Origin of the sequence: Brevibacillus sp. FSL K6-2834 (genome assembly GCF_038592925.1) — a bacterium.
Lineage (GTDB): Bacteria > Bacillota > Bacilli > Brevibacillales > Brevibacillaceae > Brevibacillus > Brevibacillus borstelensis.
Genome location: NZ_CP151945.1, coordinates 4,870,367 through 4,883,848, shown reverse-complemented (window position 1 = coordinate 4,883,848; position 13,482 = coordinate 4,870,367). Strand labels below are relative to the sequence as shown.

11 protein-coding genes are annotated in these 13,482 nt (G+C 54.2%); all 11 read left to right on the top strand.

Translation table 11 applies throughout. The annotated features are described in order from the left end of the window. Positions 1-26: 26 nt before the first annotated feature. The 11 genes from NST96_RS23790 to NST96_RS23740 all read left to right on the top strand — a co-directional run bounded on the left by NST96_RS23790 (position 27) and on the right by NST96_RS23740 (position 13,233). Complete coding sequence (locus tag NST96_RS23790) at positions 27-1,646, top strand: ABC transporter substrate-binding protein (protein WP_003390107.1); 1,620 nt, start codon at positions 27-29, stop codon at positions 1,644-1,646. Positions 1,647-1,782: 136 nt separating this feature from the next. Then, the gene (locus NST96_RS23785) at positions 1,783-2,964 is read left to right on the top strand and encodes an amidohydrolase (RefSeq protein ID WP_003390106.1); all 1,182 of its coding nucleotides are present in this window, start codon (positions 1,783-1,785) and stop codon (positions 2,962-2,964) included. A 23-nt stretch (positions 2,965-2,987) separates the two neighbouring features. After that, positions 2,988-4,004 carry an ABC transporter ATP-binding protein gene (locus tag NST96_RS23780; protein WP_003390105.1) on the top strand — a complete coding sequence of 339 codons (1,017 nt, stop codon included), beginning with the start codon at positions 2,988-2,990 and terminating at the stop codon, positions 4,002-4,004. Positions 4,005-4,006: 2 nt separating this feature from the next. Continuing rightward, positions 4,007-4,975, top strand: coding sequence for a dipeptide ABC transporter ATP-binding protein (locus NST96_RS23775; RefSeq protein WP_003390104.1), 969 nt, complete (start codon positions 4,007-4,009; stop codon positions 4,973-4,975). Between the two features lie 71 nt (positions 4,976-5,046). Then, the gene (locus tag NST96_RS23770) at positions 5,047-6,051 is read left to right on the top strand and encodes an ABC transporter permease (protein ID WP_003390102.1); all 1,005 of its coding nucleotides are present in this window, start codon (positions 5,047-5,049) and stop codon (positions 6,049-6,051) included. A gap of 14 nt (positions 6,052-6,065) precedes the next feature. After that, a complete protein-coding gene (nikC, locus tag NST96_RS23765) occupies positions 6,066-6,962 on the top strand; it encodes a nickel transporter permease (protein ID WP_003390100.1) in 897 nt (298 codons plus the stop codon). A gap of 48 nt (positions 6,963-7,010) precedes the next feature. Next, positions 7,011-7,913, top strand: a complete 903-nt coding sequence (gene gnd / locus NST96_RS23760) for a phosphogluconate dehydrogenase (NAD(+)-dependent, decarboxylating) (RefSeq protein WP_039070168.1) — start codon at positions 7,011-7,013, stop codon at positions 7,911-7,913. 118 nt (positions 7,914-8,031) lie between these two features. Continuing rightward, positions 8,032-8,904, top strand: a complete 873-nt coding sequence (locus NST96_RS23755; protein ID WP_003390098.1) for a MurR/RpiR family transcriptional regulator — start codon at positions 8,032-8,034, stop codon at positions 8,902-8,904. 51 nt (positions 8,905-8,955) lie between these two features. Further along, positions 8,956-10,518: a gluconokinase gene (locus NST96_RS23750; protein ID WP_342404881.1), complete on the top strand. Its 1,563-nt coding sequence runs from the start codon at positions 8,956-8,958 to the stop codon at positions 10,516-10,518. A 411-nt stretch (positions 10,519-10,929) separates the two neighbouring features. Continuing rightward, complete coding sequence (locus NST96_RS23745; RefSeq protein ID WP_342404879.1) at positions 10,930-12,399, top strand: polysaccharide deacetylase family protein; 1,470 nt, start codon at positions 10,930-10,932, stop codon at positions 12,397-12,399. A gap of 165 nt (positions 12,400-12,564) precedes the next feature. Beyond that, on the top strand, positions 12,565-13,233 hold the full coding sequence (locus NST96_RS23740; protein ID WP_157211849.1) for a hypothetical protein: 669 nt from the start codon (positions 12,565-12,567) through the stop codon (positions 13,231-13,233). The last annotated feature ends 249 nt before the right edge of the window (positions 13,234-13,482 follow it).

Here is a 13,482-nt window from a genome sequence, read left to right as displayed (position 1 = left end):
TCAGGAGAAAAAAAGGGGGAGTTGTAATGAAGAAGCTTGCTATCAAGACGTCTGTTGTTTTATTGGCTGCACTGTTAGCGCTTACAGGATGTTCGTCCGGTTCCAATCCGTCCGATAAATCGTCGGAAAAGTCCGCAAGCGAGAAAATACTCGTAGTGGGACGGGGCGGAGACACAGTCACCCTCGACCCGGCGCAATCCACAGAAGACGAATCAAATCGCGTGACAGAGGAAGTCGTCGAAACCCTGGTTACATACAAAAAAGGGACCTCCGATCTGTCTCCTCTGCTGGCCAAGAGCTGGGAGGTTTCACCCGATAAGCTGTCGGTGACCTTCAAGCTGGAGGAAAATGTAAAGTTCCATGACGGCACCCCGTTCAACGCTGATGCAGTCGTGTTCAACTTCGAGCGCTGGTGGGACCCGAACCATCCGTACCATCAGGGAACGTTCTCGATCTTCAAAACGGATATGGGCGGATTCAAAGGCGATGATTCTACCGTGATCGAAGGCATCGAGAAGGTAGATGACCATACGGTACGGGTCAAGCTGAAGCACCCGTTTGCCCCGTTTGTCGCGATGCTGACAGAACCGCAATACGGCATCGTTTCGCCGGAGAGCTTGAAGAAGAGCAATGGTCAGTTTAAAGACCAACTGATCGGAACCGGGGCCTTCCAGTTTGTAAGCTGGACTCCAAACGACAAGGTCGTTCTCAAGAAAAATCCGGAATACCGCGTTCCTGGCTTCCCGAAAGTAGACCAGCTGATCTTCCAGGTAATCAAAGACAACTCGGCTCGTCTGAATGCATTGAAGTCGGGGCAGATCGACCTGATGGAAGGGGTCAATCCTTCCGATGTCAGCTCTCTGGAAAAGCTGCCCAATCTGAAAACGTACACCAGCGCGAGCAACAACGTCGGCTATCTGTCTTTCAACACCAAGCAAAAACCGTTTGACGACCCGCGCGTCCGTCAGGCGATCAGCATGACTATCGACAAGCAAGCGTTGATCGACGCCTTCTACTACGGACAGGCGGAGCCGGCTGTAACGATTCTTCCTTCGGGGAGCTGGGGCTTCAACAAGGAATTGAAAACCTATCCGGTTGACATCGAGAAAGCAAAGCAGCTGCTGGCCGAAGCGGGCTATCCAAACGGCTTCCAAACGGAACTGTGGGCCATGCCTGTCGCACGTCCGTACATGCCGCAGCCGGAAAAAATCGCAACGGCCTTGCAGGCGAGCATGAAGCAGATCGGTGTCGACGCCAAAATCGTTTCGTTTGAATGGGCGACGTATCTCGACAAGGTACAGAGCGGCGAAGCGCCAATGGCTCTCTTGGGCTGGTCCTCCGCTACCTGGGACCCGACGACGATGATGTACACGCATCACCGTTCCACGGACAGCGTGCCGACCAACAATATCTCAATGTATAAAAATCCAGAAGTGGACAAGCTGCTCGATGATGCACTACAGGAGCCCGATCAGGAAAAACGGGCGGAGATGTACAAAAAAGCGCAGGAAATCATCTATCAAGACGCGCCGATCAACCCGCTGGTGCACTCGACTCCGGTGCGGGCGGCTAGCGCGAGGGTAGCGAATTACGTTCCGCAGGTTACCTACGGTCCGCAGTTTACGGATGTAGATCTCACCAATTAGAAAACGCCTGCACGGTTTTACAAAAACGTGAGGGCAAAAAATAGAGAGCTGCACCTGCATGTCTTGCGGCAACGCGTGCAGGTGCGGTCACCTTACGGGGAAAGAATGACGAAGCGCGAGGAGGCGACGGTGCCCGATGAGTACCACACGCGATCATCTGGAGACTATGGCAGAGCAAATCAAGGAACAAGTCATTGCATGGAGGCGTCACCTTCACGAAAATCCGGAGCTTTCGTATGAGGAAGTGAACACCTCCCGCTTTATATATGAAACGCTGCAAACGTTTGAGGGACTGGAGCTGTCGCGGCCGACTGAAACGAGCGTAATGGCCCGGCTGATCGGCAGCGAGCCGGGAAAAACATTGGCGATTCGGGCCGACATCGACGCATTGCCGATCCCGGAAGAAAATGATTTTTCGTTTGTTTCCAAAAATCCCGGCGTCATGCATGCCTGCGGACATGATGGACACACCTCGATCCTGCTCGGGACGGCAAAAATTCTGGCCGGCATGCGCGAGCAGGTAAAAGGGGAAATCCGCTTCCTGTTCCAGCACGCCGAAGAGCAGTTCCCTGGCGGAGCGGAGCAAATGGTCGAGGCGGGCGTGATGGATGGAGTCGACATGGTGATCGGGCTTCACCTGCATTCTCCGCTGGAGGTAGGGTACGTGGCCGTCAGTGCGGGGCCTTCCCACGCGGCTGCCGATACGTTTGAAATTACGGTGTTGGGCAAAGGCGGGCATGCCGCGCAGCCGCATGACACGGTAGACAGTCTGGCTGTAGCCGCGCAGGTCGTAACGAATCTGCAATATGTGGTCTCGCGCAATACGGACCCGATCGAGCCGCTCGTCCTCTCTGTGACCAAAGTGACAGGGGGAACGGCCAACAACGTCATTCCTGGCGCTGTCCACCTGGGCGGTACAGTCCGCTTGTACAATCCCGAGGTGCGCAAGACGATTCCCACTTTGATGGAACGCGTCATCAAAGGCGTCACCGAGGCTCACGGAGCGTCGTACGAGTTCCATTACACGTACGGAAATGCCCCGGTCATTAACGACAATGAGCTGACGGCAAAAGTGAAAGAAACGTTGGTCGAGGTATTCGGGGCAGATCAGGTTCAGCCGCTGATTCCTACGATGGGCGGAGAAGACTTTTCTTCTTTCCTTACGAAGGCGCCCGGCACGTATTTCTGGGTGGGAGCGGGCAACGTGTCCAAAGGAATCGTCCATCCGCATCACCACCCCCGCTTTACGATTGACGAGGATTCGCTTGTCATCGGCGTCAAAGCGTTTACGAACGTTGCACTTTCACTGCTCAAATAGCTTGGACAGAAAGGGATAAAACGATGGCTCCACTACTATCTGTGCGTGGTTTGCAAACCTATTTTTTCACTGACGACCTGGTTGTCAAATCCGTTGATCGTGTAGATCTCACGCTGGACGAAGGGGAAATCCTGGGTGTCGTCGGAGAGTCCGGCTGTGGAAAAAGCGTCACATCGCTGTCGATCATGGGGCTTGTGCCCAACCCACCCGGCAAGGTGGTCGGCGGGGAAATCCAGTTTGAAGGCAGGGACCTGCTCAAGCTGTCGGCAAAAGAGATGCGCGCCATCCGCGGCAATCAGATCGCGATGATTTTCCAGGAGCCGATGACCAGCCTGAACCCGGTCTTCCGCATTGGCGAGCAGATGTGCGAGACGATTCAGCTGCATATGGGGCTGAAAAAGAAAGAGGCCAAAGAGCGTGCCATCCAGTTGCTGAAGCAGGTAGGCCTGCCGAGGGCAGAGCAAGTGGTCGACGAATACCCGCATCAGCTTTCTGGAGGAATGCGCCAGCGCGTCATGATCGCCATGGCGATGGCGTGCAATCCCAAGCTGCTGATTGCCGACGAGCCGACGACCGCGCTGGACGTGACGATTCAGGCGCAAATTCTCGATTTGATGAAGCGCATCTCCAAGGAGTCGGGAACAGCCATCATGCTGATTACCCACGACCTTGGCGTGGTGGCGGAAATGTGCCACCGGGTCGTCGTCATGTACGCCGGCAAGGTCGTGGAGGAAGCGGATGTCCACACGCTGTTCTCCGACCCGAAGCACCCCTACACGCAGGGACTGCTGCGGTCGATGCCGACGCTGCACGAGCGAAAGGACAGGCTCGACTCGATCAAGGGCAACGTGCCCATACCGGCGGAAATGCCCAAAGGCTGCAAATTCGCGCCGCGCTGCGAGCATGCCTCCGAAATCTGTCTCGGGGAGGAGCCTGTGCTTCAGCAGGTGGGCGGCGCCAAACCGCACCAAGTGCGATGCTGGCTCTTTGCGGAAGAACGACCTTCTCACCTGGCGAACCCGGAAGCGAGGAGCGAGTGACTATGAAAAAAGCGCTGTTGGAAGTAAACGGACTCAAAACGTACTACCCGGTCGGAAGCAAATCGCTGCTGGGTCGCCAGCAGCATTTTGTCAAGGCGGTAGACGATGTCAGCTTTACGATTTATGAGGGCGAAACATTTGGACTTGTCGGCGAAAGCGGCTGCGGCAAGTCGACGACAGGCAGATCGATCCTGCGCCTGACCGAGCCGACGGATGGCGAGGTGCTGTTTCAAGGGGAGAATCTGGCTGCGCTGAGTGAAAGGGAAATGCAGGCCAAGCGCAGAGACTTGCAGATCATTTTCCAGGACCCCTTCGCTTCGTTGAATCCACGCATGACGATCGGTCAGATCCTGGAGGAACCGCTGCTGGTTCACGGGGTGAAGAGCAAAACAGAGCGGCAGCGGCGTGTCAGCGAGCTGCTTGAAGTAGTCGGATTGCACCGGTATCACGCCGACCGGTACGCGCATGAATTCAGCGGCGGCCAAAGGCAGCGGATCGGGATCGCCCGGGCGCTTGCCCTCAAGCCAAAGCTGGTCGTGGCAGACGAGCCGGTTTCCGCTCTGGATGTAAGCATCCAGTCCCAGGTGATCAACCTGATGCAGGATTTGCAAAAGCAGTTTCAGCTTACCTATTTGTTTATTGCCCATGACCTGAGCGTGGTGCGTCACATCTGCAACCGGGTGGGGGTCATGTACCTCGGCCGGATCGTCGAGCAGGGGGAATGCGACAAGCTGTACGAAAACCCGCTCCATCCATACACCCAAGCGCTGCTTTCAGCGGTACCGATTCCCGACCCGAGCCAACAGCGGGAGCGGATCATCCTGCAGGGCGATGTGCCAAGTCCGGTCAATCCGCCTGTCGGATGCGCCTTTCATCCACGGTGCCCGCATGCGATGGATGTGTGCAGGACGACCCGTCCGGATTTCAGAGAGGCACACGAAGGGCAGCTGGTTGCCTGTCATTTGTACTAAGGCGGGTGTAACAGATACCGTTCAGGCCGCAAAGGCTGTGGACAGATTTTGAAGCAATGGGGTGTAAACCAGTGATAAGGTACACAGCCAGACGAATCTTTCAATTAATCCCGGTACTCTTCGGCGTATCCATTATCGTTTTCGCGATCATCAACCTGATTCCGGGCGATCCTGCGCAGGTCATTTTGGGCGAGCGGGCGGACGCGGAGTCGATACAGAAGCTGCGTCACGAGCTCGGGCTTGATTTGCCGCTGTATCAGCAGTACGGCAACTACTTGCTGAACATTTTGCAGGGAGACCTGGGCACATCGCTGGTGACGGGAAAGGCGATCAGCGAAGAGCTGCTCCCGCATTTGGCGGCTACGGCGGAGCTGACGCTGTTTGCGATGATCTTTGCCGTGATCGTCGGGGTCAATGTGGGAATTGTATCGGCGTGGAAACGGAACACCTGGATCGACTACATACCGATGCTGCTGGCGTTGGTCGGGGTGTCCATGCCGATCTTTTGGCTCGGCTTGATGGAGCAATGGCTGTTCGGGCTGCAGTTGGAATGGCTGCCGGTTCTCGGACGCAATGACCCGCGGGTGACCGTCGAGACCATCACCCATTTTTATCTGATCGACACGCTGCTGGCGGGGAATTACGAGCAGTTCTGGTCCTCCGTGCGCCACCTGATCCTTCCGGCGATGGCGCTGGGAACGATCCCGATGGCGTACATCGCCCGGATGACCCGGTCGAGCATGCTGGAGGTGCTGAAGCACGACTATGTCCGCACTGCGCGGGCAAAGGGCCTGCACGAATTCTTTGTCGTCTACAAGCACGGATTGAAAAATGCCTTCGCTCCTGTGATGACGATCATCGGCCTGGAGGTTGGGCGGCTTCTGGGAGGAGCCGTGTTGACCGAGACGATCTTCGGATGGCCGGGCGTTGGCCAGTACATCTACAATGCCATCGGCTACCGCGATTACGCTGTCATCCAGTCCGGCATTTTGGTGCTTGCTGTCATCTTCATTGTCGTGAATCTGATCGTCGACTTGTTGTACAGCTATCTTGACCCAAGAATTCAATACAAATAGCGAGGTGTTCCCTGATGCAGTCGGGTTTGGCAACGATGCCGGCAGAAGAATTGTCCGCCGGCAAGGTACGGAGACGAACACCATGGAGTGAAGGCGTAAGGAGACTGCGCAAGCAAAAAGCGGCAGTCATCGGCGGCGCGCTGGTCTTGCTGTTCATCCTCACGGGATTGTTTGCGCCTTTGCTCGCGCCGCATGATCCCATCGAGCAAAACCTCGCCAACACGCTGCAGCCTCCGTCTGCAGAGCACTGGTTTGGAACGGACGACTCCGGCCGGGATATGTTTTCGAGAATCTTGTACGGAGCCCGCATCTCGATGACGATTGGTATTTTCTCTGTCCTGGGCTCCCTGGTAGTAGGTACGCTGCTCGGCTTGATTGCCGGGTTTTACGGCAAATGGATCGATACGCTGATTTCCCGCATCTTCGACGTCATGCTGGCGTTTCCCGGCATTTTGCTGGCCATCGCGATCGTCGCGATCCTCGGACCGGGACTGTTCAACGCGCTTTTGGCGATTGCGATCGTCAACGTGCCGATGTACGGCCGTCTGGTGAGGGCAAAGGTGCTGGGTATCAAGCAAGAGGAGTACATCATGGCGGCGCGAGCGCAGGGCATGTCGCAGGTCCGCATACTGTTTCGCCATGTACTGCCCAACAGTTGGACTCCCTTGATCGTTCAGGGGACGCTGGGCGTGGCTTCCGCCATTTTGGAAGCGGCCGCGCTGGGCTTCCTCGGACTGGGGGCGCAGCCTCCGGAAGCGGAGTGGGGAAAAATGCTGGCAGACTCCCGCGACTATATCACGACGGCACCGTGGGTCGTGATGATTCCCGGCTTTGCCATTATGGCAAGCGTGATCGGATTCAACCTGTTTGGCGATGGATTGCGCGATGCGCTTGATCCAAAGGCACAGTAGGCTTTCGTCGAACACAAGCGTCTTAATTTCTTGCATGGTGGTGGAATTATGAATATTGGTCTCGTTGGTCTAGGAAAAATGGGGCTGAATTTAGGATGTAGCATGATCGCAAAAGGGCATCACGTAATTGGATGCGATATTGACCAGTATTCTTTGCAAAAGTTTGAACAGGCCGGAGGAATGGCCAGCCAATCCTATCAGGAGCTGGCCGAGCGGCTGTCCGTCTCCCCGAGGATCATCTGGATGATGGTGCCGGCAGGTGAGCTGGTGGACCAAGTCATCGAGGCCGTCCTGCCGCATCTGTCTCCGGGAGATATTCTGATTGACGGCGGAAACTCGTTTTACAAGGACTCGATCAGAAGATACGAGCGCGTGAAGCAATCCGGCGTTCATTACCTGGATATCGGCACGAGCGGAGGAACTGAGGGAGCACGTAATGGCGCATGTCTGATGGTCGGAGGAGAAGAGGACGTGTACGCTGTAGTAGAGCCGCTGCTGCGGGATATTTCGCTGGCGCATGGCTACTTGTACACGGGTCCTGCCGGTTCAGGACATTTCCTGAAAATGGTGCATAACGGCATCGAATACGGAATGATGCAGGCGATTGGAGAAGGCTTCGAAATTCTCGACAAAGGGCCGTTTTCCTATGACTACGAGAAAGTGGCGCGGTTGTTCAACAGCGGCTCGGTCATCCGCTCCTGGCTGATGGAACTGTTGGAGCAGGCTTTTTCGGAAGACCCGCGGCTTTCCACGATCAAAGGCGTGATGCACGCGTCGGGCGAAGGACAGTGGACAGTCGAAACGGCTCTCGACCTGAAAGTATCCGTGCCGGTCATCGCCATGTCCCTGTTGATGCGCTACCGCTCGCTGGATGAGGACGTGTTCCACGGCAAGGTCGTCGCCGCACTGCGGAACCAGTTTGGCGGCCACGCTGTGGAAAAAGCCGACTAGCCTTCGCAGCGGGAGTGTCGACGGGCAACAGGTTTCCGAAGAAGTTGCTATGCGCGGGAGCGGAATTTGGTAAAATCATGGTAATAGTCCGCTTGCGTGTTTTTGAGGAGGTTTCCCAATGAACAAACCGAATTTCCCCTGGAAAGAAGACCAGGGCTGCTTGGCTCGCATTCGCTACATGTACGACAATTTCACGGCTACGGAATTGAATATCGCCAACTATATACTGAATCACCCGAAGGATATCATTCACCTCTCGATTACACAGTTTGCCGAGATGGCCAATTGTGCGGATGCGTCTATTTTTCGGTTTTGCAGGCGACTTGGCTACGAAGGGTACCAGGCGCTGAAAATTTCATTGGCTGCCGACCTGGTGACGCCGCTGCAGGCGATTCATGAAGAGGTCGAAATCTCGGACAATATGGCGACGATCGCCAAAAAAGTGTTTACGGTAAACGCCGAGACGTTAAGCGATACATTGCAGGTGCTGGACCCCGACTCCCTGGAGCAGGCGGTAAACGCGATCGCCAAAGCAGACCGGGTGGAATTCTACGGCTGCGGAGGCTCAGGGCCCATCGCCCTGGACGCGTATCACAAGTTTGTGCGGACAGGCCTGTCATGCATCGCCTTGACAGACTCCCACCTGCAGATCGTATCCGCCGGACTGCTGAAGCCCGGGAGTGTCGTGGTGGGCATCTCGCATTCCGGTAGCAGCAAGGACATCATCGACGCGGTACAGGCTGCCAAGGAAGCGGGCGTGACCACGATTTGCATTACGGACTATACCAAATCGCCGTTGACCAAAATCTCTGACATCGTGCTGTATACGTCGTCGCGGGAGACGCTGTTGCGCCCCGAGTCGATGTCTTGCAGACTGGCGCAGATCAGCATCCTGGATACGCTGTTTATCGGCGTCTCCATGCTGCGGGAAGAAGAAACCTACGACAATCTGGCAAAGGTTCGGAAGCTGATTGCCCAAAAGCGGTATTGACCATTTTGCTTGCCTTACCCCATATGATTTTCTGATTGAGAGGGTACATCAATGGGACAACAAACCATCTACATGGGTTTAGATATCGGGACTACAAGCACCAAAGGGGTACTGAGCAATTTGTCCGGTGAGATTTTGGCGGAGAGCATGGTGGAGTATCCCATCTACCAGCCGCAGCCCGGCTGCGCGGAACAGGACCCGGATGAAATCTCCCGGGCCGTATGGATGGTTGCCCGGCAGCTGATGCGGTCAGAGGCGGCACAGACCGGGCAATTGGCTGCGATCGGCTTCAGCAGCGCGATGCACAGTGTGATACTCGTGGATGAAGCGCATCAGCCGCTGACACCGTGCATTATTTGGGCGGACAACCGGAGCGCGGCAGAAGCGAGAGAGCTTTTGGAAAGCAGCGCAGGTCTTGGGCTGTACCGAAAAACGGGGACGCCTATCCATCCCATGTCGCCGCTGACCAAGCTGCGCTGGCTGTCGCGGATGAGGCCGCAATTGCTGAAAAGCGCCCACAAGATCATTTCGATCAAGGAATACGTCTTGTATCAGCTATGCAAAACGTATGCGGTCGATTATTCAATTGCCTCCACCACCGGATTGTTCAACCTCAGGCAGCTTGAGTGGGACCGGGAAGCGTTGGAGTACGCAGGCATCTCGCCCGGGCAGCTTTCCCGGCCAGTTCCGACGACACATATCCTGGAGATCTCGGAAAAGGACAAGGCCGGAGAGCTCGGGATTCCGCCGCAAACGCCAATCGTCATCGGAGCAAGCGACGGCGTCCTGGCCAATCTCGGGGTAGGGGCCATCACGGGGGAAGCGGCGGCGATCACGATCGGAACGAGCGGCGCTGTCCGCACCGTGCGAAGAGAGCCGTTGACCGATGAGCGGATGCGCTCCTTTTGCTATGCGCTGACCGAAGGCTACTGGGTCGTCGGCGGCCCGATCAACAACGGCGGCATTGCGCTCAAATGGTTCAAGGACCAGTTTGCCGGAGACGAACGGGTACTGGCGGAGGAGACGGGGGAGCAAATCTACGATATCATCACGCGGGAAGCGGAGCGGATACAGCCGGGCTCAGAGGGCCTGCTGTTTCTCCCGTATTTGACCGGGGAACGTGCGCCTCATTGGAACGCGCAGGCGCGGGGCGTGTTTTTCGGGGCAGGGCTGAATCACCGTCGCCAGCATTTTATGCGGGCGGTGCTGGAGGGAGTCGTTTTCAGCGCATTCAGCGTCTACCAATCGCTGATGTCGACAGAACAATCTGGCAAAAGCCTTTTGGCGACAGGCGGCTTTGTCCGCTCTCCGGTCTGGCTGCAGATGACGGCAGATGTATTCGGCGTACCTGTCCACGTGCCGGCTTCTCGGGAAAGCGCGTGTCTCGGGGCTATTATGCTGGCCATGCTGGCGACCGGGGCTATCTCTACTTTGGAGGAGACGCGCTCGATCGTCAGGATTACGGAGACCTATACTCCGAACGAAAAACACACAGGAGTGTATCAGGAGCTGCATAAGCTGTTTTCTGATGTGTACCGTTCGCTTGTTCCTCATTTTGATACGCTGTCAAAATGGCGGGAAGCCCAGGCTGACATCGTGAGAGCAGGAAAATAGAGAGGAAACGCTTAACACGCGGCACGTCCGACAGAAGTACCGGTCAAAGCAGTTGGAAGCTGATTAACAGCAGAAGGCAGTCACGGCGAGAGGAAAGGTCTCTCACTGCGACTGCCTTCTTTAGCTTTAGATGCATCATATTTGCCTTTGCCTGGCAGCAGCAGCTAAAAGCGATTCCAGGGCTTTTTGGAGATTCGTCCTCCAAAAACGGCAAACGCGGCGACCAGGCGAGATCACTGGGGCATTTCTACTTGTTCAGAATCCTTTCAGTTTCGCTTGCTAAGATAAACGATGCTGATTCGGCTTACTGTTTGCCAAACCGCATGGCCCCTGCTGATTGCTTAAACCCGGGCTCAACCTCTCTGAAAAACCAACTTTCATTAATTATGTTTCGAGAAAGGAGTAGAAAGCATGACGATCTGTAAAAACCGAGCAACAACTAGAATTTTTGCTAGAACGATATTGGCAGCGACAGCCCTCGTCCTGCTGACGAGCTGGGGCTCTATGGAAAGCCGGGTGAATGCTGCTGCAAGCTCCCAGACACTGAACAAACCGGCCACCCAAACCGCCCGCAATACTGCCGAAAAGAGCAAAGCGATCTCGATGGTCTACACCACGAAACGGGAGCTGGCCCTCACCTTCAATGGCTTGGGGGACGCACAAAAGATGAAGCGGCTGCTCGACGATCTCGACACCTACAAGATCAAGGCAACCTTCTTTTTGCCGGGAGACAAAGTAGCCAAGCAGCCTGCATTGGCAAAGGAAATTGTCGCCAGAGGGCATGAAATCGAGAACAATGCGGTGCGTTCGCTGGATTTAACAAAGCTGACCTACGAGCAAATGGACAAGGAGATAAAAGCGAGCCAGGAGCTGATCAAGCAAAAGACGGGTATTGTCCCGCGGTATGTCAGGACGAGCTTGGGGACATACACGGATGATGTCCTCCGGGCTGCCGCACATAACGGAGAGGAAGCCGTGATCGGATACAGCCTGTTTCTGCACAACTGGGAAAAGGAAACCGATGAGCAAAAGTACCACTACGTGAGAAAGTACATCAACCGCGGAGGCATCATCGCCTTGGATATCGAGGAGAACAAGCATCTGGCCGTATCCATTCCGCTGCTCGCCAAGGCCGCGGCAGATGCGGGATACGAGTACGTCAAGCTGGACAAGCTGATCAAGGATGGAGCAGAGAAAAAGCCGCTCAAAGACATTGAGGGATACGACGCGGCAAAAATCAATCCCGACTACGGCAACGCGTCGTACAAGCTCGTGAAAGAGCTGGATACGGACGAAAAGAAGGTCGCCCTGACATTTGACGATTGGGGGAGCGACGCGAACGTCACGAAAATTCTCGACATCCTGGACAAGCATCAGGTGAAAGCGACCTTTTTCCTGCGAGCGGACGGAACGGTCAAGAACCCCAATTTGGCCAGGGCGATGGCAGAAGCGGGGCACGATGTGGCTAATCATACGTACTCGCACCCGACTGGCACCGAAATTACGCCGGAGCAGCTGCAGGAGGAAGTAGTCAAGGCTCACCAGATCATTACCGAAGCGATTCAGCAAAAGCCTGCGATGCTGTTCCGGCCGCCATTTGGAGCGCAAAACGAAAAATCGCTGAAGGCCATCGCCGCTACTGGTTATTCTACGATCGCCATGTTTTCGGTCATACCGTCCGATCACGATTCGAAAAACAGCGCGGATGATATCGTGAATGCCGTTTTGAAGCAGACGAAAAACGGAAGCGTGATCCTCCTTCACATGCTGGACGATATCCACACGGCAGAGGCTTTGCCGAGAATCATCGAAGAGCTGCAGAAGCAGGGGTATAGGTTTGTAAAGATGACGGAAGAAAAAAATAACCAACAATGGAAATGATTCAAAATACCTCAAGAGATAAAAAGTTAAAGACTATAAAGTAAGATACACCTTACAGAGACATAATGAAAACTTTGCGGTTGACTGTGACTCTGTAGGGTGTATTTGCTATAGATAGAGTGACTCGTTCATCAAAGGAATAGGAATTGAAATTTAATTTCTTCTTTGTCTTCGTTATTTTTAATCGGGGCAATACTGTTTACAGGAGTTGCTTCTCCTAAGACGGTTGAGGCAAAAAATTCTTCAGTTCCAATTAAGGATATTGAATTTTTAACAGGGAAAAGCTTGAAAGGGTACAACTTTATAGAATACAATGAGCCTGTAACGAAAAGATATGACGGGAAGCATGAGGTTTTACTAGGATACTATGAACCTGTACAAAATTCAGGCAAATCTAAACCACAGGACTATAGAGAATACGATGTATGGTATGTGTACGATCAGGGAATAACCCAAAGCTGGTCTTACCTTTCAAATCCTTATTTTATCATTAGTGTTGCACGAGGTATGGAATATGAAGAATCTAAAGAGGTTTCTTCAACTTTTACAGCTTCATATGGTACAAATATTCCAAGTGCAGCCAAATCTTCTGTTAATGACGCTTTTGAGTTGAGTTCATCCGGAACGAAAAAAGTAACAGTAAGAGTAAAACTGTCGGGGCCAGACGCTGGTTACAGTAGCCGAGATTTTTATTACAAAAATGGTAGACACACTCATGCGGTGCGGATTGTTCAGGAACACAGATCAAATTGGGACGGGAAGCTTTGGACAAAAGAATACTCTAGCACTGTAGGAGTTCCGGCGATCTACCACTACTCTGTCGATAGAAAATAGGAGATTCGTATGATCAATCAACTTATTAGATGGCTTTTGTTATGCATTCTGGTTGTTTCATGCTTATCCTTGCTTGTAGTGTATCAGTTTCATGATTATATAGGTGAAGTACATAGTGCAAGGGCTCTGCCTTTGGCCGTTGTAATTGGATTGACCTCCATAGCTGTTGCCATTTATGAGAAACAGAAATAACTTCCTTGAAAAGGCCCTGGCCCTCCAGCAATCTGCCGCATGGAGGGTCAGGGCCTT